Source organism: Mangrovimonas futianensis (genome assembly GCF_021245805.1).
Taxonomy (GTDB): Bacteria; Bacteroidota; Bacteroidia; order Flavobacteriales; family Flavobacteriaceae; genus Mangrovimonas; species Mangrovimonas futianensis.
In genome coordinates, this window is the sequence record NZ_JAJJNF010000006.1 from 285,361 (window position 1) to 307,243 (window position 21,883).

At 35.6% G+C, this 21,883-nt stretch carries 20 protein-coding genes; 11 read left to right on the forward strand and 9 right to left on the reverse strand.

The window, feature by feature from the left end; genetic code table 11:
- Positions 1–21 precede the first annotated feature (21 nt).
- Positions 22–1,059 (forward strand): FKBP-type peptidyl-prolyl cis-trans isomerase, encoded by a 1,038-nt coding sequence (locus LOK78_RS12145; protein ID WP_232394798.1) that lies wholly within the window; start codon positions 22–24, stop codon positions 1,057–1,059.
- Between the two features lie 55 nt (positions 1,060–1,114).
- Here the strand turns inward: LOK78_RS12145 and LOK78_RS12150 are convergent, their stop codons facing one another.
- The 3 genes from LOK78_RS12150 to LOK78_RS12160 are packed head-to-tail and all read right to left on the reverse strand — an operon-like array spanning position 1,115 to position 3,556.
- Entirely contained in the window at positions 1,115–1,699 is a 585-nt protein-coding gene (locus LOK78_RS12150) for a porin family protein (protein ID WP_166960720.1), read from the reverse strand.
- 40 nt (positions 1,700–1,739) lie between these two features.
- A complete protein-coding gene (locus LOK78_RS12155; protein WP_053971842.1) occupies positions 1,740–2,693 on the reverse strand; it encodes a transketolase family protein in 954 nt (317 codons plus the stop codon).
- A gap of 17 nt (positions 2,694–2,710) precedes the next feature.
- On the reverse strand, positions 2,711–3,556 hold the full coding sequence (locus tag LOK78_RS12160) for a transketolase (RefSeq protein WP_053971843.1): 846 nt from the start codon (positions 3,554–3,556) through the stop codon (positions 2,711–2,713).
- Between the two features lie 188 nt (positions 3,557–3,744).
- Between LOK78_RS12160 and tgt the strand changes: the two genes are divergently transcribed.
- From tgt to LOK78_RS12210, 10 genes are all read left to right on the forward strand, one after another.
- Positions 3,745–4,875: a tRNA guanosine(34) transglycosylase Tgt gene (gene tgt / locus LOK78_RS12165; protein WP_232635090.1), complete on the forward strand. Its 1,131-nt coding sequence runs from the start codon at positions 3,745–3,747 to the stop codon at positions 4,873–4,875.
- A complete protein-coding gene (locus LOK78_RS12170; protein ID WP_082316573.1) occupies positions 4,875–5,954 on the forward strand; it encodes an LptF/LptG family permease in 1,080 nt (359 codons plus the stop codon). Before tgt ends, LOK78_RS12170 begins: the two co-directional genes overlap by 1 nt.
- On the forward strand, positions 5,941–6,846 hold the full coding sequence (locus tag LOK78_RS12175) for a DMT family transporter (RefSeq protein WP_232635091.1): 906 nt from the start codon (positions 5,941–5,943) through the stop codon (positions 6,844–6,846). The genes LOK78_RS12170 and LOK78_RS12175 overlap by 14 nt, the downstream gene beginning before the upstream one ends.
- 54 nt (positions 6,847–6,900) lie before the next feature.
- Positions 6,901–7,854: an acetyl-CoA carboxylase carboxyltransferase subunit alpha gene (locus LOK78_RS12180; RefSeq protein ID WP_053971846.1), complete on the forward strand. Its 954-nt coding sequence runs from the start codon at positions 6,901–6,903 to the stop codon at positions 7,852–7,854.
- Between the two features lie 167 nt (positions 7,855–8,021).
- Positions 8,022–9,560 carry a replicative DNA helicase gene (dnaB, locus tag LOK78_RS12185; protein ID WP_053971847.1) on the forward strand — a complete coding sequence of 513 codons (1,539 nt, stop codon included), beginning with the start codon at positions 8,022–8,024 and terminating at the stop codon, positions 9,558–9,560.
- 16 nt (positions 9,561–9,576) lie between these two features.
- Positions 9,577–10,599, forward strand: coding sequence for an AI-2E family transporter (locus LOK78_RS12190; protein ID WP_232394795.1), 1,023 nt, complete (start codon positions 9,577–9,579; stop codon positions 10,597–10,599).
- 41 nt (positions 10,600–10,640) lie between these two features.
- Positions 10,641–11,567, forward strand: coding sequence for an aminotransferase class IV (locus LOK78_RS12195; protein WP_232635092.1), 927 nt, complete (start codon positions 10,641–10,643; stop codon positions 11,565–11,567).
- Positions 11,560–12,291 carry a sulfotransferase-like domain-containing protein gene (locus tag LOK78_RS12200; RefSeq protein ID WP_232635093.1) on the forward strand — a complete coding sequence of 244 codons (732 nt, stop codon included), beginning with the start codon at positions 11,560–11,562 and terminating at the stop codon, positions 12,289–12,291. The genes LOK78_RS12195 and LOK78_RS12200 overlap by 8 nt, the downstream gene beginning before the upstream one ends.
- 159 nt (positions 12,292–12,450) lie before the next feature.
- A complete protein-coding gene (locus LOK78_RS12205; protein WP_370465572.1) occupies positions 12,451–13,635 on the forward strand; it encodes an asparagine synthetase B in 1,185 nt (394 codons plus the stop codon).
- A gap of 1 nt (position 13,636) precedes the next feature.
- The gene (locus LOK78_RS12210; RefSeq protein WP_232635094.1) at positions 13,637–14,062 is read left to right on the forward strand and encodes a secondary thiamine-phosphate synthase enzyme YjbQ; all 426 of its coding nucleotides are present in this window, start codon (positions 13,637–13,639) and stop codon (positions 14,060–14,062) included.
- Between the two features lie 5 nt (positions 14,063–14,067).
- Here the strand turns inward: LOK78_RS12210 and LOK78_RS12215 are convergent, their stop codons facing one another.
- From LOK78_RS12215 to thrS, 6 genes are all read right to left on the reverse strand, one after another.
- On the reverse strand, positions 14,068–14,883 hold the full coding sequence (locus LOK78_RS12215; protein WP_232635095.1) for an HAD family hydrolase: 816 nt from the start codon (positions 14,881–14,883) through the stop codon (positions 14,068–14,070).
- 84 nt (positions 14,884–14,967) lie between these two features.
- Positions 14,968–18,225, reverse strand: a complete 3,258-nt coding sequence (locus LOK78_RS12220; RefSeq protein WP_232635096.1) for an amidohydrolase family protein — start codon at positions 18,223–18,225, stop codon at positions 14,968–14,970.
- Between the two features lie 142 nt (positions 18,226–18,367).
- Complete coding sequence (gene rplT, locus LOK78_RS12225) at positions 18,368–18,712, reverse strand: 50S ribosomal protein L20 (RefSeq protein ID WP_166960743.1); 345 nt, start codon at positions 18,710–18,712, stop codon at positions 18,368–18,370.
- 88 nt (positions 18,713–18,800) lie between these two features.
- Positions 18,801–18,998: a 50S ribosomal protein L35 gene (gene rpmI, locus LOK78_RS12230; RefSeq protein ID WP_053971854.1), complete on the reverse strand. Its 198-nt coding sequence runs from the start codon at positions 18,996–18,998 to the stop codon at positions 18,801–18,803.
- 57 nt (positions 18,999–19,055) lie between these two features.
- Complete coding sequence (gene infC, locus LOK78_RS12235) at positions 19,056–19,550, reverse strand: translation initiation factor IF-3 (RefSeq protein WP_157492126.1); 495 nt, start codon at positions 19,548–19,550, stop codon at positions 19,056–19,058.
- A 90-nt stretch (positions 19,551–19,640) separates the two neighbouring features.
- Complete coding sequence (gene thrS / locus LOK78_RS12240) at positions 19,641–21,578, reverse strand: threonine--tRNA ligase (protein ID WP_053971856.1); 1,938 nt, start codon at positions 21,576–21,578, stop codon at positions 19,641–19,643.
- Positions 21,579–21,883 lie beyond the last annotated feature (305 nt).

The following is a 21,883-nucleotide window of genomic DNA, read 5'->3' on the forward strand; positions in this document are numbered from 1 at the left end:
TGCGCTTAAAAATTTATGAATATGAAGTTAAGAAAAATCAGTCTTACCTCTATCTGTTTATTATTGGTTCTTGCTGCCTGTAAAAAAGATGATGAATCCTATACGACTATTCCAGATCGTGATAGGCAAGAGGTTTATGATGAAGATTTAATTAAAATAGAAGAGTTTCTTGCCACACATTTTTATAATTATGATGAGTTTGATTTTGACAATCCTTACAGTGAGGCAAATGATAATTTTCAAATTGTTTTTGATACCATAGAAGGTGATAATGCTGATAAAATTCCATTAATTGATCAGGTAGATTTTAAAATAGCCTATTCCTATGCAGATGATATTGAGTATAAGTTATATTATCTTAAGGTGAGAGAAGGGAATGGTAAAGTTCTTCACGGAACAGATGAAGCCTATTTGAACTACCAAGGTTTAAATATGGCCAATTTAGAACAATTTGATGGGACTGTAAATCCTACTTTATTAAATTTAACTACGGTTAGTACAACAATAACTGGAGTAATTGATGGATTTAGACAAGGATTAACGGAGTTTAAAACGGCTTCCAATATAACAGCAAATACAGGACCAAATGGTGAGCCAGATAACACCTATACATACCACGGTCATGGTATTGGAGCTATTTTTATTCCTTCCGGATTAGGATACTTTTCTTCGCCTTTAACAACAGTGCCAGCTTATTCCTCTCTAATATTTAATGTTAGATTATATAACTTAAACCATACAGATTTTGACCTGGATAATATCCCTTCTTATATGGAAGATTTGAGTGGAGATGGGGATCCTTATACGGATGATACGGATGGGGATTTGGTTGCTGATTTTATGGATAATGATGACGATGGTGATGGAACGCTTACAAGAGATGAAATTGATTATGGAGAATACACGATTTCTGTAGGAGATCCTGATCCTGAATTTGCAGAGAATGAATATGAGGTAAGTAGAGAGCAATTGGACAATACCATAACAATTAGTACTATTATTTTAACTGATACAGACGGTGATGGCACTCCAGATTATTTGGACAGTAGCATTAATTAACAATTTTAGTTATAAGGAATAAAAAAAAGCGGCCATTTTGAAGCCGCTTTTTTATTTATAAAACAAGAGATAAACTTAATATCAATTGATCGGGTCTAGTGTCTATTCTTCCCATTGAAACACCATTGTTGTTTAGAAATACGGCTTCATTGTGACCGAACCCTCTTTCATATCTAACATCAATTCCTAATCGATTTAAATTAAAACCTAAACCAACATTTAGGCCTACTGTAAAATCACTTTCAATATCATCAATATTGATGCCTTCAAATTCGGTATCCAAAATATATTGAAAAGCGGGTCCAGCAAAAATACTAATGGGGCCAAACCTTAATCCGGCCAATAAAGGGGCATCTAATTTTTGCATTTGAAAGCTACCACTGTTGTAGTCACTTTTCGTTTGGGTAAATATTAATTCTGGCTTTAGGAAATGTCTATTCCCAAGTTTACCAAAAATCCCAAAGTGATATCCAATGTTTCGATCAGGTTTTTCAGCAACAGCGCCAATGGTTTCTATATAGTCCCCATTGGCGCTGTAATTGACTCCGGCTTTAAAACCAAAGCCAGATCTATTTTGAGCTTGTATTGTAGTCGTGACCAGCATTAATATCAGGCCACAGACAAGAAAATGTTTTGCCATATTCCGTTTTGTTTTAAACTAAAACGAAAGATAAGACGGTTTATTTTCTTTTTATAACAGCTTCTGCAGCTTCTGCCACAGATTTACTATCCAAGCCATATTTTACCATTAATTGTGCTGGTGTACCAGATTCACCAAAGGTATCCTTGGTAGCAACAAATTCTTGTGGAGTAGGCAATTTGGAAGCTAAAACTCTAGCAACACTTTCTCCTAAACCACCAAGATAGTTATGTTCTTCAGCAGTTACAATACATTTGGTTTTTGAAACAGAATTTAAGATGGCTTCTTCGTCTAAAGGTTTAATAGTATGGATATTGATGACTTCAGCAGAAATTCCTTTTTCATTCAAAATTTTAGAGGCTTCAAGCGCTTCCCAAACTAAGTGACCGGTAGCTACAATCGTTACATCTGTTCCCTCTGTTAATTGAATAGCTTTACCAATTTCAAATTTTTGGTCGGCAGGAGTGAAAATAGGTACTGAAGGTCTTCCGAATCTTAAATAAACAGGACCTTCGTGCTCTGCAATAGCAATGGTAGCTGCTTTGGTTTGATTATAATCACAAGGGTTAATAACAGTCATGCCTGGAAGCATTTTCATCAATCCGATATCTTCTAAAATTTGGTGGGTTGCCCCATCTTCTCCCAAAGTCAAACCAGCGTGAGAAGCACAAATCTTCACGTTTTTACCAGAATATGCAATAGATTGACGTATTTGATCATAAACCCTACCTGTGGAGAAGTTGGCAAACGTTCCTGTAAAAGGAATTTTTCCTCCAATGGTTAATCCGGCAGCAATACCCATCATATTGGCTTCGGCTATTCCGATTTGAAAAAATCTGTCTGGGTTTTCTTTGATAAATTCTCCCATTTTTAATGAAGGAGTTAAATCAGCACATAAGGCCACAACATCAGGATTGGTTCTACCTAACTCAGCCAAACCATCACCAAAACCACTTCTTGTATCTTTTTTCTCTGTATATGTGTATGTTTTCATGTTTTTCTTATTGCGGATTAATAATCTCCTAAAGTTTCAGGGTTTTGACTTAAAGCGTTTTCTAATTGCTCGTCATTAGGAGCTTTTCCATGCCATTCATGGGTATGCATCATAAAGTCCACACCATGACCCATTTCAGTTCTTAGTAACACACACACAGGTTTTCCTTGACCTGTTTTTGATTTGGCTAATTCCATTCCTTTCAAAATAGCCTCAATATTGTTTCCGTCAATAATTTCCACAACATCCCATCCAAATGCTTCAAATTTGCCTTTAAGGTCTCCCATAAAGAGTACTTTGGTTGTTGGACCGTCAATTTGTTGTCCATTCAAATCCACTGTACAGATGATATTATCAACATTTTTGGCAGAAGCATACATGATAGCTTCCCAGTTTTGACCTTCTTGAAGTTCACCATCTCCATGAAGACTGTAAACTAAATGAGAGTCGTTGTTCAATTTTTTGGCTTGAGCAGCTCCTAAAGCAACACTCATTCCTTGTCCTAATGATCCAGAAGCAATTCTCACACCAGGTAACCCTTCATGCGTAGTAGGGTGTCCTTGTAATCTGGAATCAATAAGTCTAAAAGTGCTCAATTCTTCTACTGGAAAATAACCGGCTCTGGCCAATACACTGTAGAATACTGGGGAAATATGTCCGTTTGATAAGAAGAATAAATCTTCTCCAATACCGTCCATATCAAAACCTTCCTTACGGTCCATGATTTCATTGTAAAGAGCTACCAAAAACTCTGTACAGCCTAATGAACCACCTGGATGGCCTGAATTTACTTTGTGTACCATTCGTAAAATATCTCTACGAACCTGTACAGCCAAATCGTTTAATTGTTGTGTGTTTGACATGTTAAAATCTCTTAGTTTCAGTCTGCAAAATTAGTTTAAATGTGTCTTAGGGCAAAATTAGTTATCCCTAATTATTAACTAATTGCAAGATACAAAAAGTGTAAAAAATACACTTAATTAAATTTAAATTTTATTAAGAATGATATATAAGGTAGTTGACTATCTTTGTGCCCGTATGAAATTTCAGTATGATATTTGAATTAAACGCAAAAGACCCTAAGTCTAAGGCAAGAGCAGGAAAGATAACTACAGATCACGGAGTAATTGAAACACCCATATTTATGCCGGTGGGTACAGTAGGTTCTGTAAAAGGAGTGCACCAAAGAGAACTTAAAAATGATATCAACCCTGATATCATTTTAGGAAACACCTATCATCTTTATCTTAGGCCTCAAACCCAAATTTTAGAAAAGGCTGGTGGTTTGCATAAATTTATGAACTGGGATCGAAATATTTTAACAGATTCTGGGGGGTATCAAGTTTATTCTTTATCTGCCAACAGAAAGATTAAGGAAGAAGGAGTTAAGTTTAAAAGTCATATAGATGGAAGTTATCATACATTTACTCCTGAAAATGTCATGGAAATCCAAAGAAGTATCGGGGCTGATTTTATTATGGCTTTTGATGAATGTACACCTTATCCTTGTGATTATAATTACGCAAAAAGATCGATGCACATGACTCATCGGTGGCTTGATCGCTGTATTAATCATTTAGAAAAAGTACCCTATACCTATGACTACAGTCAGGCATTTTTTCCAATTGTTCAAGGAAGTACGTATAAGGATTTAAGGAAACAATCTGCAGAATATATTGCTGGCGTTGGTGCTGAAGGAAATGCTATCGGTGGCTTATCTGTTGGTGAACCAGCTGAAGAGATGTATGCTATGACAGAAGTAGTTTGTGAGATTTTGCCAGAGGAAAAACCTAGATATTTAATGGGTGTAGGAACCCCTATTAATATACTTGAAAACATAGCATTGGGAATCGACATGTTTGATTGTGTGATGCCAACTAGAAATGCAAGAAATGGTATGCTATTTACTGCACATGGTACCATAAACATCAAAAACAAAAAATGGGAAGATGATTTTTCTCCAATTGATGAAATGGGAATCACTTATGTAGATACCGAATATAGCAAAGCATACTTGCGTCATCTTTTTTCGGTAAATGAATTGTTGGGGAAACAAATTGCCACCATTCATAATCTTGGATTTTACTTGTGGTTGGTCAGAGAAGCAAGAAAGCATATATTAGCCGGAGATTTTGCAACTTGGAAAGATCAAATGGTAAAACAAATGGATAATAGATTGTAATGCTTAAAATCCTAGATTGGTACATATTAAAAAGGTATTTGGCCACTTTTTTTGTGATGCTTTTACTGTTTATACCTATTGGTATAACAGTACATTTAGCTGAAAAGATTGGTAAAATGATTGAGAGGGAGGCACCAATTGATGAAGTCCTTATATACTTTGTTAATTTCACTATTTATTTTGCCCATCTTCTATTTCCCTTATTTTTATTCCTATCAGTCATTTGGTTTACTTCAAAATTAGCAAACAACACCGAAGTCATTGCGTTTTTGAGTTCTGGGGTGTCTTTCTCAAGATTTCTAAGACCGTATTTAATAGGAGCAACAGTAGTAGCTATTCTCGCCCTAATTTTAGGTATGTACTTGGCTCCAGAGGCCAGTAAGGGGTTTAATGACTTTACTTACAAGTATTTAAAAAGTGCAAATGATTTGCAGCAAACAAGGGATGTTTATAGGCAAATTAATGAGAATGATTACATCTATGTAAGTGATTTTGACCCACGACAGAATATTGGAAGAAATTTTACTTTCGAGCACTTTGAGAATGATAAAATGATTTATAAAATAAGCGCCAACAGTATTAAATATAAGCCAGAAGATTCAACCTATCAATTAATCACCTATACTAAGAGAAAAATAGGGCAGTTCAATGATATTTTAGAAACTGAAAGAAGGAAAGATACCTTGTTTTCTTTTGATTTAGAAGATTTAACGCCAGTTGAATACATAGCAGAAACCCTACCTTATGGTGAACTGAATCGATTTATCGCCAAGGAAGAGGCTAGGGGGTCTTCTTATATAAGTCGCTATAAATTGGTGAAATATAGAAAATGGAGTTTACCGGTCTCTGTTTTTATTTTAACAGTAATTGCCGTGGCTGTGTCCTCAAAAAAGAGAAGGGGAGGTATGGGAGTCAACTTGGCATTTGGTATTTGTATTGCCATGGTATTTGTGTTTTTTGATAAAATCTTTGGTGTGATGGCTTCCCAATCAGACTTTCCCCCTTTGGTTGCAGTATGGTTTCCTAATGTATTATTTGGTATTTTAGCTCTTTACCTATTATACAATGCCAAACGATAAGCTCAAGAATTACCTTCATTTACATGTATTGGTTTTTATTGCTGGATTTACTGCTATTTTAGGTCAGTTGATCTCGTTGCAGGCCATTCCTTTAGTCTGGTATCGAATGATTATAGCATTAGTCTTAATGTACTTTTACATTTTGATAAGAAAGGTAAATATTAAGGTAAGTCCACAATATTTTTTAAAATTTTTTATAGCTGGTGTTATAATTGCACTTCACTGGATTACTTTTTTTCATTCCATAAAGGTTTCTACCGTTTCAATAGCTTTGGTTATGTTTTCTACCGGTGCTTTTTTTGCATCCTTTATTGAACCCATTATATATAAAAGGAAAATAATTTGGTACGAAACCATTTTTGGGATTATGATAATAGCGGGTGTTGCTATCATTATGAAAAGTGAATTCCATTATTTGGAAGGAATTATTTACGGTATTGTTTCTGCTTTTTTATCTTCCTTATTTGCGGTGCTTAATGGGAAATTTTTAGAACGCTATACAGCAACCACCATTTCCTTTTATGAGTTTATTAGTGGTGTTATTTTTATTACCATATTTATGTTCCTGTTTAATAGGGAATCCTTTTCAACGGTTAATAGTTTGATTCCAATGGATGTATTGTATTTGCTCATCCTTGGATCGGTTTGTACGGCTTATGCCTTTATAGGTGCCGTTTATGTGATGCGCTTTATTAGCCCATATACAGTAGTTCTAACTTATAACTTAGAGCCAATTTATGGAATCATTTTAGCTCTTATCATTTTTTCAGAAGCAGATAAATTGAGCCCTAATTTTTTTGTAGGGGCTACTTTGGTCTTTGTAGTGGTCATGGTTAATGGAATTTTAAAAAATTTAAAAAAGCGTAAAAAGAAAATATCCATACCTCGATAAGACGTTTAAAGTTTTTATATTTGTAAGCTAACTATAATTTAAAAGATAACTCCAATGGAATATTTAGAGTTTGAACTTCCTATTAAAGAATTAGAAGAGCAATTAACTAAGTGTGAGTTGATTGGCGAGGAAAGTGATGTAGATGTTACTGAAACTTGCAAGCAAATTGAGAAAAAGTTAATAGCTACCAAGAAAGATATTTATAAGAATTTAACGGCTTGGCAACGTGTTCAATTGTCAAGACACCCTAATAGACCTTATACCTTAGACTATATAAAAGCCATTTGTGGAGATACTTTTTTAGAACTCCATGGTGATCGTAATGTGAAAGATGACAAAGCGATGATTGGTGGTTTGGGTAAGATTGGTGATCAATCTTATATGTTTATCGGACAGCAAAAGGGTTTTAATACAAAAACCCGTCAGTACAGAAACTTTGGAATGTCTAATCCTGAGGGATATCGTAAAGCTTTACGATTGATGAAATCGGCTGAGAAATTTGGTGTTCCTGTTGTCACTTTAATTGATACTCCAGGTGCTTATCCAGGTTTGGAAGCTGAAGAGCGTGGACAAGGAGAGGCTATTGCAAGAAATATTTTTGAAATGACCAGACTACAAGTACCAATTATAACTATTATTATTGGTGAAGGTGCTTCTGGAGGTGCTTTAGGAATAGGTGTTGGAGATAGAGTGTTAATGTTGGAAAACACTTGGTATTCTGTGATTTCTCCAGAATCTTGTTCTTCCATTCTTTGGAGAAGTTGGGAGTTTAAGGAACAAGCTGCTGAGGCTTTAAAATTGACAGCTACCGATATGAAGAAACAAAAATTGGTGGATGAGATTATTAAAGAACCACTTGGAGGTGCACATAGCGATAGGGAAAAAACTTTTTTAAGTGTTAAGGATGCTATCGATAGAAATTATCAAGAACTTAAAAAGTTATCACCAAAAGAATTGGTTGATCAACGTATTGATAAATACTCCAATATGGGTGTATTTAAAGGATAATACCATTGAAACATAGATGACAAAAATCTGGAATGTTCTATTTCAGATTTTTTTTATGCTTATTAACAATATAATTAAGTTATTAACAGTTAGTTTGTTGAAGGCCTGTTAAAATCACAACCCGAATTAAACCTAACATTTAATTCAATTTATATACATTCGTATTTATGAAACAACCCAATCAGCTCCAAGGCATTCAAATCGATAAAGGCACAATAATTAATTTAGAGCGAGGTAAAATACCTCCTCAATCTATTGATTTAGAGGAAGTTGTGTTGGGTGCTATGATGATTGATAAGAAGGGTGTTGATGAAGTTATCGATATTTTAAGCCCTGACGCATTCTACAAGGAAAGCCATAAGCACATTTTCGAAGCTATTTTTCAATTGTTTGAGGGTAGTGAACCAATCGACTTATTAACCGTTTCAAGTCAATTAAAAAAGAATGGCAAGTTAGATTTAGTTGGAGGTGATTTTTACCTTATTTCCTTGACTCAAAAAGTGTCATCATCGGCGCATATTGAGTTCCATGCCCGTATTATCCTTCAAAAATTTATTCAACGAAGTTTGATAAAAATTTCGAGCGAAATTATTGAGGATGCCTATGATGAAACTCAGGATGTTTTTGATCTTTTAGATAGAGCAGAATCCAAACTCTATGAGGTGACTCAAGGGAATATCAAGAAATCAAGTGAGTCTGCATTGGATTTGGTAATTCAGGCTAAGAAGAAGATTGAAGAAATCTCAAATAAGGAAGGTTTGAGTGGGATTCCAACGGGTTTCACAAAATTGGATAAACTGACTTCTGGTTGGCAGGAAAGTGATTTGATTATTGTGGCGGCTCGTCCGGGTATGGGTAAAACAGCCTTGACGCTTTCTATGGCAAGAAACATTGCAGTAGACCAAAATATTCCTGTGGCATTTTTCTCTTTGGAGATGGCATCGGTACAGTTAATCACGCGTTTGATTTCCAGTGAAACAGGTTTGTCTTCAGAAAAATTGAGAACTGGAAAGCTTGAAAAGCACGAGTGGGAGCAGCTAAATGTGAAAGTGAAAGGCCTTGAAAAGGCACCTTTGTATATTGATGACACTCCATCTCTTTCCATTTTTGATCTAAGAGCAAAAGCTAGAAGGCTTGCTTCTCAATATGGCATTAGAATGATCATGATTGATTATTTACAGTTAATGACCGCTGGTGGATCCCAAAAAGGAGGAAATCGTGAACAGGAAATTTCCATGATTTCACGAAACTTAAAGGCACTTGCCAAAGAATTAAATGTACCAGTAATTGCACTTTCTCAGTTATCGCGTGCCGTAGAAACGAGAGGGGGAAGTAAAAGGCCATTGCTATCAGACCTGCGTGAATCTGGAGCGATTGAGCAGGATGCCGATATTGTATCATTTATTTACCGTCCGGAGTATTACAAGATTGAAGAATGGGATGATGAAGAACGTTCACCAACCGAAGGTCAGGCGGAATTTATTGTTGCCAAACATAGAAATGGAGGGTTGGAAAATATTCGATTGAAGTTTATTGGTCATCTTGGTAAATTTGATAATTTGGATGATTTTGACTCACCTTTTGAATTCCAGAGTAAAATAAATTCTGTGAGTGATGAAATAAAATCAGATCACTTTGGTTCACCTTCAGATGCATTTGGTAGCCCAGAGTTTCCAGATGAAGATGATAACGAAGTACCTTTCTAATAGCCCGAAATAAATAATGGATAAATTAAGAACCACCAACATTTTGTTGCTTATAGTTGTCATTCCATTGGTATTCTATTTGCTCAAACTTTTATCGTTTATTCTTATTCCCATCTTTTTTGCAATGTTTATAGCATTGCTTTTTTTGCCTATAATGCGATGGTTTTCAAGAAAAGGACTGCCTAAATTTGTAGGTATATCAGTGGTGATTCTTTTAATTATTGGGGGATTGAAAATTGGATTTGAACTGATCCATATCTCAGGAACAGAAATTTTAAATTCAGAATCCAGTTTTTTTGAAAAGGCCGAGACTAAAGTACTAGCACTTGTTGACAATATTGAAACTAGCTTTAACATTCAGATTCCAAAGGATAAGCAAAGTATAACCCAATCAGCAGTTAAAGACAATATCATACCTACATTAGATTTTCTCCGAAAATCAATTACAATGGTTTTGATGACGGTTTTCTTTGTAGTGTTGTTTCTGGCAGAATCCATAAATTTTCATACTGTTTTACAGAGTACCATTTTAAAGACGAAGCATACCTCGGTTAAAGCTTTTAGAAAAATTGAAAAGGATTTAATCGTATTTATAGAAGTCAAATTTTTGGTTAGTTTGGCAACTGGAATAGGTACTGGTTTGGCTTGTTTATTTTTTGATGTCAGCTTTCCTATATTTTGGGGACTATTTGCCTTTATCATTAATTTTGTGCAAATGGTGGGGTCTATAGTGACCGTTGTCCTTCTTTCCCTGTTTGCTTTTATTGAACTGGAACCCACCAGTAGTTTGTTGTTCTTTATTTTATCAATAACAGGCGTTCAAGTGTTATTTGGATCTATTTTAGAACCCATTTTTATGGGAAAATCTTTTTCTCTTAATGTGGTAACCGTTTTGATTATGTTAATGTTGTGGGGCTTTATATGGGGTGTTCCCGGATTAATTATGGCTATCCCAATTACTGTTTTTCTAAAAATTATTTTGGAACAATTTCCTCAAACTCGCATTATTTCCAAGCTTCTTTCTGCCAATCATATTTAAAAATAGATGTATCTTGAGCTGATATTTTTAAAGGATTAAATATGGTTCATGGTACTCATAATGCATTGGATGACCCAAGAAACCGGGACATCAAAATTTCTATAAACGGTGAGTTTTTTAAACGAGAGGATGCCAAAATATCGGTCTTTGATAGTGGATATTTGGTAGGCGATGGAATTTGGGAAGCCTTGAGATTGCATCATGGTGTTTTGGTTTTTTTAGAAGATCACCTTGATAGAATGTGGAGCGCTGCAGCAAGTGTTGGAATGACGTTGCCATTTTCCAAAGAAGAGTTGACGCAAATGATTTGGGCTACTCTTGAAGAAAATGACATGACAGACCATGTTCATGTAAGAATTATGGTGACACGTGGAATCAAAAAAACACCTTCCCAAGACCCAAGACTGACTATTTCTGGACCCAATGTGGTCATTATTCCCGAATATAAAATTGCAGATTCGACTAGTAAACATAAAGGAATCTCTTTATTCACAAGTACTATTAGACGTGGTTCCCCTGATTATCTTGACCCTCGATTGAATTGCCACAGTAAATTACATGAGGTGCAAGCCCTAATACAAGCAATTGAAGCTGGTGCAGATGAAGCACTTATGCTCGATATTAATGGATTTGTTTCTACTTGTAATGCTACCAATTTTTTTATAATTAAGAATAATGAAGTCTGGACATCAACAGGTCAATACTGCATGAATGGAATTACTCGGGGAAAAGTCATTGAAGTTTGTGAAAGAAATAATATACCATGTTTTCAAAAGGATTTTTCACTTTTTGATGTGTATTCGGCCGATGAAGCTTTTGTAACTGGAACTTTTGGTGGTTTGACTCCGGTAGTTAAAATCGATGGTCGCATTATTGGTGATGGAACATATGGCAAAAAGGCCCAAGAGTTAAGTCAGTTATATGAAAGTTTAATTCAAAACGAAATTGAGAAACTTCAAAATGGATAACTCAGAAATTACTCGTATCGCTTTGTGGTCTGGACCCAGAAATATTTCTACCGCTTTGATGTATTCTTTTGCTCAAAGGGAGGATACAAAAGTTTTTGACGAACCCTTGTATGCCTATTATTTAAGAAATACAAAGGCCAAAGAATACCATCCCGGAGCCGATGATATCTTAAAATCCCAGAACAATAATGGGGAAGAAGTGGTAAAAATGATGATGAAAGACGATAGCAAACCTGTTTTGTTCTTTAAAAACATGACCCATCATTTATTGGATTTGGATCGAAGTTTTATGAACCAAATGCAAAATGTCATACTTACAAGGAATCCAAAGGAAATGATTCCCTCCTTTGCCAAGGTGATTGATAATCCTACCATTGATGATATTGGATATGCAATGCATACAAAACTTCTTAGGTACTTTGAAGAGAACAACATTAATTTTACGGTGCTTGATTCTAAACAGGTGCTTTTAAATCCGAAGAGAACCCTAAAACTTTTATGCGAAAAATTAGGGATTCCTTTTGATGAAAAAATGCTTTCATGGGAACCGAAGCCTAGGCCTGAAGATGGCGTTTGGGCAAAATATTGGTACAAAAATGTACATCAGTCAAATGGATTTGGAAAGTATGAGCCAAAAGTAGAACCATTCCCTGAAAATCTTCGAGAGTTATTGAAAGAATGCCAATCACATTATGAAATTTTAAAGGAATACAGTATTGGTTAAAATTATGATAAACCTGATTTAAGGGGATTTTTTTAAGTATCTTTCATGAGTAAAAATGCTATAAATTCCGAAAAGGAGAACAAGAAAATGAAGAAGTTATTGCTCTTACTATGTTTTTTGATGTCTTTGAACACATTCGCATCATATATATTGGTGCCTATGGATGCCGAGTCGCAGAAAAACCATTTAAAAGCATATGGGATTACTTATTGGACTTTAGAAAAACAATTGAAAGTCAAATGGCTTTTAAATTACAGAGGCGGGTCATTTTTATTGCCTGACACCGAGGAAATTCAAAAGGAATGTCAGATTAGAGGTGTTTCGTTTGAAATTCTATCAAATTCAAAAACCGAATCCATTTTAGAGGAAATTAGCAGTCCAAGTCAAAATATGGAAGCGGTAGTTTTGGAAAAAGCTCCCAAAATTGCAGTATATACACCTAAAGGAAAACTACCATGGGATGATGCTGTGACCATGGTTTTGACGTATGCTGAAATTCCATATGAAACAGTTTATGATGAAGAAGTTCTTAATGACGAATTGTTGTTGTATGATTGGTTGCATTTACATCATGAAGATTTTACCGGGCAATACGGAAAATTTTACAGGAACTACCGAACAGCCGCTTGGTATATAGAAGAGAAAAATGAGGCTGAGGCTTTAGCAAAAAAGCTCGGATACAATAAAGTATCTGAAGAGAAACTAGCGGTTTCATTAAAAATTAGAGATTATGTGATTGGTGGCGGTTTCATGTTTGCTATGTGCAGCGCTACTGATAGTTTTGATATTGCTTTGGCGGCCGAAGGGGTGGACATTTGTGAAACCATGTTCGATGGCGATCCAAGTGAACCGAATTATCAAAATAAGATAGATTATAATAAAACCTTTGCCTTTACCGATTTTACACTTGAAAGAAGTCCGATGGTGTACGAGTTTTCATCCATAGACATGACTCAAAAGAGGCAAATCCCTATGCAAACCGATTATTTTACGCTTATGGATTTTTCTGCTAAATGGGATCCAGTTCCAACTATGTTATGTCAAAATCACACTGCTTTGGTAAAAGGCTTTATGGGGCAGACTACTTCATTTACAAGAGATCAAATAAAAAGCAATGTCTTGGTTTTAGGCGAGAACAAAACCAATGGCGAAGCACGTTATATTCATGGGATTAAGGGGAAAGGATTTTTTACATTTTATGGAGGACATGATCCAGAAGATTATACGCATAGAGTAGGGGATCCTAGGACCGAATTGGATTTATATCCTACTTCTCCTGGATACCGGTTAATTCTAAACAATGTCCTTTTTCCCGCAGCCAAAAAGAAAAAACAAAAGACCTAATATGACTAAGGTTTTTCAAAAAGAAATTTCCCTTTCTGAAAAAAGAAGAGGATTTCATTTGGTAACTGATGAAATTTTGACCAAGTTCCCAGAAATAAAATCCATTCAAACGGGAATGTTTCAGGTTTTTATTAAGCATACATCAGCCAGTTTTACCATTAATGAAAATGCTGATCCAACGGTTCGGACAGATTTTGAAAGCCATATGAATGTGATGGTTCCAGAAAATACACCTTATTACATCCATACTTACGAAGGTCCTGATGATATGCCGGCACATATAAAAGCGTCCTTGATGGGAGCTTCTGTTCAAATCCCAATCACCAACGGACGATTAAATCTTGGTACTTGGCAAGGAATTTATTTATGTGAGCATAGAAATTATGGAGGTAGCCGTAAATTGGTATTAACAGCTTTCGGGATTTGAGTTTATTATTCCCTCACCTTCTTAGAATGTAGTAATTGCTCCAAGATTATTTCAACTCCGTTTTCGTCATTGTTTTTAGTGGTATGAGTAGCTATTTTTTTTAGGTTTGGATGGGCATTTTCCATAGCAACGCTTACAGCTGCTTGATAGAACATTTCCAAATCATTATTGTAATCGCCAAAAACCAAAGTTTCCTCTTTAGTAATACCTAAATTTTGTTGAAGTTTTGATAGAGCAAAACCTTTATTAGCATTTTGATGGGAAAGATCCAACCATACTTCTCCGGAAACTTTAACCTGTAAATCTTTTTCAAAATGTTTGACCAAAGGGTACAACTGCTCTTCAGAACCGTGTTTGCAATACACAGCAATTTTCAAGAAATCATCATCTTTAATTTCAGTCAAATCTGAAACACGTTCGTATTTATGGTAAAACTCCCTAAAAAAGTCAATGAAATCCAAGTTTTCAGATTCAATGTAGGCTGTTTTTTTTCCGCATAATACAATCTCTATTTCATCAATAGCACGCAAATATTCTACCAGTTCCTTAATTTCTTTATGACTCAAACCAATGAGTAAGAGCTCCTCTTCTTTTTGCTTGGTTATAGCCCCGTTTTCAGCAATAATGGTAATGTCATTTGTAATCCCATTAAGTTTATCTGTGATACTGTAGTATTGCCTACCACTGGCAGCAACAAAATGAATCTGATGCTTTTTTAATTCTTTAAACAATTCAAAAAAGCGCTCGCTAACTTGTCCTTTAGAATTTAATAGAGTGCCATCCATATCGGTGGCAATTAATTTTATTTGTGATAGGTTCATATAATGCAGTTAAGCTGCAAAATTACAGTTGTTTAGATGATTTAGTGGTGATAAAAATGTTTTTATTTCGTTAATTTTTTGGCATTAATGTTCCATACCACCTTGACAACTACAACCTACATTCATAAAACTTTGGCTTTCTTCGTGCCAGGGGAAGGCTTGGTTGTACTTATTGTTTTCCCAATAAAATTGGGTGCGTTCTTTAGGATGATTACCTATTTCATTCATGGTATTAGCATCAAATAATCGTCCGTTAACCATGGTATAAATTAAGGAATTTGAGTTTTTAATATCTACTAAAGGGTCTTTATCCAAAACAATTAAATCTGCAAGTTTGCCTTTCCTTAAACTGCCCACTTCATTATCAATACCTATATATTCGGCTCCATTAATGGTTGCTGCTTTCAGTGCTTCCATGGTACTCATACCTCCTTGTTCCAACATCCATAATTCCCAATGTGCTCCCAAACCTTGAAGTTGACCATGGGCACCCAAGTTGACTTTTACCCCGTAGTTAGAAAGGGTTTTACATGTTTTGGAAACTAAAATATGACCATTTTCATACTCCTTATCAGGGACCATCATTCTATGTCTTGAGCGTGAATCGATAATTCCTCTAGGTGTAAATTGCAGCAATTTTTCATTTTCCCAAACATTGGTTTTTTGATACCAAAAGAACTCCCCATTTAATCCACCATAATTGACTATCAAGGTAGGTGTGTACCCAACGCCACTTTTTCCCCATAGTTCTAAAACATCTTTGTAAACGGGAGCCACGGGAATGTTGTGTTCGATACCTGTATGTCCATCCATTACCATGGTCATGTTATGGAAAAAATTAGATCCACCTTCTGGGACTACTAAAATTTGTTCGTCTCGAGCTGCCTGTAAAACCTGCTGGCGTTGATCTCTTCGTGGTTGATTATAACTCTTCACGGAATGCGCTCCAAATGCTTTGGTTCTTCTGATTGATGAGCGAGCATCTTCCAAATTATTTATAACGGCTTTAAAATCACCATCAGCTCCATATAGAATAATACCAGTTGAGAATATTCTTGGACCAATAATTTCCCCGCTTTTTTGTAATTCAGATAAAGAAAAAATGGTTTCACTTAATGCCGATGGATCGTGTGATGTGGTAACACCATAAGCTAAATTGGCATAAAATTGCCAATGCTTTTGCTCGGTTAATCCGTATCTAAACCCTCCAACATGAGCATGAACATCGATCATTCCAGGCATGATTGTTTTTCCTGAAACGTCATATACTTTAGCATTTTTAGGGATTTTAATGTCTTCACGATTACCTATTGATTCAATGACATTCTCATTAATAATGATGGTTCCATCATTAATGATTTCATCATTTTCCATTGTGATTATTTTTGCCCCTTTTAAAGCAATTATTCCAGATGGTTTGTGTGATTCAACCCGAAGCCCGACAGCTATACTTTCATCTTGAATCTTGATTTCTTCGGAAATAGGGGAGCTGTAAAAACGATCACCGAGTGTCCAATGTAACTGTTGACTATCCTTGGACCAATGCAGATTAATTCCAGCATCTTTAGAAACTTGGGAAATCGGAACAAATTTAGTCTTATCTGTCATGTCTAAAGTGTCCCCATATGCAGGCATGGGAGCAACAAATATTTTGTGCAAATGAATAAAAGCAACCCATTTTTGATCTGGACTGGGAACTATTCTATTACCATGATCAGATTTAACTAAGGTTCTTGAATCAAATCCATCAAGATTAACACTTTTGAGGGACTTGACAATATCTCCAAAAAACTGTCCGCCTGTTTGGTAAAAGATTCTTTTATCTTCCAAGTTGAACGTCGGGAAATCCCCCTCTTTGGTTATGAATGTAGTTTCTGTACCATCAGAATTCATAATGTAGAGCCCTGGCTTTTTATCAAAGGTAAAGCCCAAGTCACTATTACCCGTTTCCTTTCGATAGACAATTTTATTTCCATTATGGGAAAAAGAAGGATTACGATAAATACCTTTTTCTGATGTCAGTTTCTCTGGAGTTCCACCTTTGATAGAAACCTTATATATAGCACCAAGGTTTTCATCATTCCAAGTCACATAAACAAGATATTTTCCATCTTTGGAAAAGCTAGGTTCAAATTCAAAATCATCTCCAGATGTAATTCTTTTTGGAGTGCCGTTTGGTAATTTCTTTATCCATAAATGACCAAGAGCGCTGAAAACTAAACTAGATTCATCAGGTGAAGTAACAGCATGTCTTATCACTTTGGCTTCGAAATTTTCTTCAAAAACCGGATATTTAAATTTCAGGGGAGAAGCTATTTTAATTTGGGCATCCACTTGAAATGGTATATCTACTGTTTCGAGAGAATGGATGTTTATTTTATTGATTTTTCCACCAGACCAAAAGACAATCTCTTCATTGTTTGGCATCCAATTGAAATTAGGGTAAACACCAAAAATGGCCCAAGCTTCCTGTTGGTCTTTATTTAGTTGATCATATATTGGCCATTCTTCACCGGTTTTTAAATCATGTATATAAAGGACCGATTTTTCTCGTACCCTTTTTACAAAAGCCAATAGTTTTCCATCTTTGGATACTTGAGGTCTTGCTGCTCCACCAGGCCCGCCGGTCAATCGATCGATAGTTCCAGTTTCAAAATCATACCGATTGATAACATAAATTTGACTATTAGGGTCTTTATTGTATTGGAAAAAACCTCCCGGATACATGTCTTCTGAATAATATAGATAACGGCCATCAGGAGACATACTAGGCTCGTTGACATCCTGTTGATCATTTTTACGTTTGGTAAGTTGAAGACCACTGCCACCAGATTTATGATACATCCACATTTCGCCCGCACCTGCAGACCTAGTAGAAGTGAAATGTTTTCTAGCAATAAGGTAATCCCCATCGGGAGTCCAAATGGCATTATTTAAAAGTCTGAAATTCTCTTTGGTTATTTGTTTGGCATTATTTCCATTGATATCCATAACCCAGATATTATCCCCTCCGCCGGCATCACTTGTAAATGAAATGGTTTTTCCATCCGGGCTAAATCTTGGTTGAATTTCAAAGGGTAAACCACTTCTAAGAATTTGTGCCTTTCCACCAGAGATAGGAAGTTTATAAATATCTCCCAATAAATCAAAAACAATGGTTTTACCATCTGGGCTAATATCTAAATTCATCCAGGTTCCTTCGTTGGTTGTAATCTGAAGGTCTTTGAAATTCCAATTTCCTTCTGGATTAGCAACATTCCAAACAGAATCTTTGGGAGTGGTTTGAGCAAAAAGGAAATGGCTAAGAAAGAGGAAGTAAACAATAATTAAATTAGGTTTCATGATCAAATGATAACGTCAAGTTAGAAAAGTATGAATTTAGTGATTATATTTTTTACGAAGAAGAAGGGTATAAAAAAACCGGTCCCAAATGGAACCGGTTTTAATTAATAAGCGAAATATGTTATACAATAGGCGATGCGCCTTATTTTACTTGATCTACAATTGCTTTGAAAGCTTCTGGGTGATTCATAGCTAAATCAGCTAATACCTTACGGTTAAGTTCGATATTGTTTGCTTTTAACTGTCCCATAAACTTTGAATAAGACATACCGTTAGCTCTTGCTCCAGCGTTAATACGTTGAATCCATAAAGCACGGAATGATCTCTTTTTGTTTCTGCGGTCTCTATAAGAATATAGCATTGCTTTGTCAACCGCATTTTTTGCTACTGTCCAAACGTTTTTACGACGTCCAAAGTAACCTTTTGCTTGCTTAAGAACCTTTTTTCTTCTGGCTCTTTTAGCTACTGAATTTACTGATCTTGGCATAATTTTAAAAATTTTGTAGTAGGCGTCCTATTTAAAGGTACTTGTAAGGCCTAACTCCAGGGTTAATAAATGGTTTAACCGAACAATATTACTTTAAACGTAATTGTTCTTTGATACTGTTAACATCAGACTCATGTACCAAAGTACTGTGAGTTAACGCCAACTTACGCTTTTTAGACTTCTTGGTTAAGATGTGACTTTTAAAAGCGTGCTTTCTCTTGATCTTTCCAGAACCAGTTAACTTAAAACGTTTTTTGGCACTAGATTTTGTCTTCATTTTAGGCATTTTCTTCTCCTAGTTTTTACTTCGCTTATTTATTTTTAAACCTGACTTTCAGGATTTTTATTTTGTCTTTTTGGGAGCGATGAACATAGTCATACGCTTTCCTTCCAATTTAGGCATTTGCTCAACCTTTCCAAATTCTTCTAGGTCTTGTGCCAATTTCAATAAAAGGATTTGTCCTTGCTCCTTAAACACGATAGAACGCCCTTTGAAAAATACATAAGCCTTTAATTTGGCTCCATCCTTTAAGAATTTCTCAGCGTGTTTCTTTTTGAAATCATAATCGTGATCATCGGTTTGAGGACCAAAACGAATTTCTTTAACAACAACTTTAGTGGCTTTCGCCTTTAGAACTTTTTCACGTTTCTTTTGTTCGTAAAGAAACTTTTTATAGTCCATAACCTTACAAACTGGAGGATCTGCTTTAGGAGAAATTTCTACAAGATCTAAACCCTGCTCATCTGCAAAGGCTAATGCTTGTTTAATCGGGTAAACCCCGTTTTCAACATTATCACCTACTACTCGAACTTTCTCTGTTCTGATTTTAGAGTTGATTCTATGTTGATCCTCTTGTTGTACTCTTCTTCCTCTACCTGAGTTGAATCTGTTTCTTGCTATGGCTGTAAAATTTTAATTAAACTTCTTTTAAAATTGTTTGAGTGATTTTGAAATCTCTTCGTTTATGATGTTGGCAAAAGATTCTACTGATATAGATCCTAAATCTTCACCACCATGTTTACGAACAGAAATCATACTTTCCTTCTCTTCGTTTTCCCCTACAATAATCATGTACGGTATTTTTTTCATTTCGGCTTCCCGAATTTTCTTTCCAACAGTTTCATTCCTGTTGTCAATTAGGGCGCGAATTTCGTGATTTTCTAACAAATTTAAAACTTTTTTCGCGTAATTTTCATATTTCTCACTAATTGACAGTACGATAGCTTGCTCTGGCATTAACCAAAGCGGGAAGTTTCCTGCGGTGTGTTCCAGCAAAATAGCCACAAAACGCTCCATACTTCCAAATGGAGCTCTATGGATCATTACGGGTCTATGAATTTGGTTATCACTTCCTACATAGGTCAATTCAAAACGCTCAGGTAAGTTATAATCTACCTGGATGGTTCCCAATTGCCATTGTCTTCCCAGGGCATCCTTAACCATGAAGTCAAGTTTAGGTCCATAAAATGCAGCCTCACCTGTTTCAACAACATAATTTAAGCCCTTGTCTATGGCTGCATTTAAGATAGCCTGTTCTGCTTTTTCCCAGTTTTCTGAACTACCTATATATTTATCTGGGTTTTCAGGATCCCTTAATGATACTTGGGCGGTAAAATTCTCAAACCCTAAAGATCCAAAAACATAAAGTACCAAATCAATCACGTTTTTAAACTCTTGGTCCAATTGTTCTGGTGTACAGAATAAATGAGCATCATCTTGAGTAAAACCTCTTACTCTGGTCAATCCATGCAATTCACCACTTTGCTCATATCTATATACGGTACCAAATTCAGCAAAGCGTTTAGGTAAGTCTCTATAAGACCATTGACTACTCTTGTATATTTCACAGTGATGCGGACAGTTCATGGGTTTCAATAAAAATTCTTCGCCATCCTTTGGTGTATGAATAGGTTGAAAACTGTCCTCACCATATTTGGCATAATGTCCCGAAGTTACATATAGTTCTTTTTGACCTATATGCGGTGTAACGACCATTTCGTATCCAGCTTTCTTTTGGGCTGCCTTAAGGAAGTTCTCAAGGCGCTCTCTCAATGCGGCACCTTTTGGAAGCCATAGAGGAAGACCTTGGCCGACCTTTTGGGAAAAAGTGAAAAGCTCTAGTTCTTTCCCCAGTTTTCTGTGATCACGTTTTTTAGCCTCTTCCAATAATTCTAAATAGTCCTTTAAATCTTTTTGCTTAGGGAAGGATATACCATAAATTCGGGTTAATTGCTTTTCATTTTCATCACCTTTAAAGTAGGCTCCAGCAACACTTAATATTTTAACAGCTTTAACAATACCTGTGTTTGGTATGTGGCCACCACGACAAAGATCTGTGAAAGTAGAATGGTCACAAAAGGTGATGGTGCCATCTTCAAGGTTCTGTATAAGATCTACTTTGTATTCATTGTTTCCTGTATAATATGAAAGGGCTTCTGCTTTGGATACCTCACGCATTTTAAAATCGTGCTTGCCTCTGGCGATCTCAAGCATTTTATCTTCTATTTTTTTGAAGTCTTTGTCTGTTATACTTTGGTCACCTAAATCAATATCATAATAGAATCCATTTTCAATGGCAGGACCAACCCATAATTTGGCTCCAGGATAAAGTTCCTCGATGGCCTGGGCGAGGATATGGGCAGAAGAATGCCAAAAGGCCTTTTTACCTTCATCATCATTCCAGGTATATAATATTAAACTACCATCTTTTGTTAAAGGGGTTGTTGTTTCAACCTTGGTACCATTAAAATTGGCAGAAATGACGTTTCTAGCTAATCCTTCGCTTATACTTTTGGCTACATCCATAGGAGTAGAGTTCATTTCAAATGACTTTTGGCTCCCGTCTGGTAAGGTAATTTGAATCATTATATATAATAGTATGTATTTCGTTTCTTTTAAGATGGCAAAGATAAAAAGATAAAAGATAATGGAGAGATATAACCAAATGATTTAAACTGTAAAAATGTGTAATATATATTAAGGTATAAGGGGGTGAAAAATAGTTTTGACGCTAAAGTGTTCATAATTAATGGACTCGATCTATATTTCAAAAAAACTTCAAAAAAAGGTTTGGAAAAGTTTGTTGGATAGGAAAAAAGGGTGGTATATTTGCACCCGCAAACGGGGAAACCGGGAGCGTAAGTTCATAGAAAGTTTGAGATACTGGGGTT

Coding starts and splice junctions, on each gene's coding strand:
- LOK78_RS12145 (WP_232394798.1), top strand. CDS start 22: ATGAAGTTAAGAAAAATCAGTCTTACCTCTATCTGTTTATTATTGGTT.
- LOK78_RS12150 (WP_166960720.1), bottom strand. CDS start 1,699: ATGGCAAAACATTTTCTTGTCTGTGGCCTGATATTAATGCTGGTCACG.
- LOK78_RS12155 (WP_053971842.1), bottom strand. CDS start 2,693: ATGAAAACATACACATATACAGAGAAAAAAGATACAAGAAGTGGTTTT.
- LOK78_RS12160 (WP_053971843.1), bottom strand. CDS start 3,556: ATGTCAAACACACAACAATTAAACGATTTGGCTGTACAGGTTCGTAGA.
- tgt (WP_232635090.1), top strand. CDS start 3,745: ATGATATTTGAATTAAACGCAAAAGACCCTAAGTCTAAGGCAAGAGCA.
- LOK78_RS12170 (WP_082316573.1), top strand. CDS start 4,875: ATGCTTAAAATCCTAGATTGGTACATATTAAAAAGGTATTTGGCCACT.
- LOK78_RS12175 (WP_232635091.1), top strand. CDS start 5,941: ATGCCAAACGATAAGCTCAAGAATTACCTTCATTTACATGTATTGGTT.
- LOK78_RS12180 (WP_053971846.1), top strand. CDS start 6,901: ATGGAATATTTAGAGTTTGAACTTCCTATTAAAGAATTAGAAGAGCAA.
- dnaB (WP_053971847.1), top strand. CDS start 8,022: ATGAAACAACCCAATCAGCTCCAAGGCATTCAAATCGATAAAGGCACA.
- LOK78_RS12190 (WP_232394795.1), top strand. CDS start 9,577: ATGGATAAATTAAGAACCACCAACATTTTGTTGCTTATAGTTGTCATT.
- LOK78_RS12195 (WP_232635092.1), top strand. CDS start 10,641: ATGGTTCATGGTACTCATAATGCATTGGATGACCCAAGAAACCGGGAC.
- LOK78_RS12200 (WP_232635093.1), top strand. CDS start 11,560: ATGGATAACTCAGAAATTACTCGTATCGCTTTGTGGTCTGGACCCAGA.
- LOK78_RS12205 (WP_370465572.1), top strand. CDS start 12,451: ATGGATGCCGAGTCGCAGAAAAACCATTTAAAAGCATATGGGATTACT.
- LOK78_RS12210 (WP_232635094.1), top strand. CDS start 13,637: ATGACTAAGGTTTTTCAAAAAGAAATTTCCCTTTCTGAAAAAAGAAGA.
- LOK78_RS12215 (WP_232635095.1), bottom strand. CDS start 14,883: ATGAACCTATCACAAATAAAATTAATTGCCACCGATATGGATGGCACT.
- LOK78_RS12220 (WP_232635096.1), bottom strand. CDS start 18,225: ATGAAACCTAATTTAATTATTGTTTACTTCCTCTTTCTTAGCCATTTC.
- rplT (WP_166960743.1), bottom strand. CDS start 18,712: ATGCCAAGATCAGTAAATTCAGTAGCTAAAAGAGCCAGAAGAAAAAAG.
- rpmI (WP_053971854.1), bottom strand. CDS start 18,998: ATGCCTAAAATGAAGACAAAATCTAGTGCCAAAAAACGTTTTAAGTTA.
- thrS (WP_053971856.1), bottom strand. CDS start 21,578: ATGATTCAAATTACCTTACCAGACGGGAGCCAAAAGTCATTTGAAATG.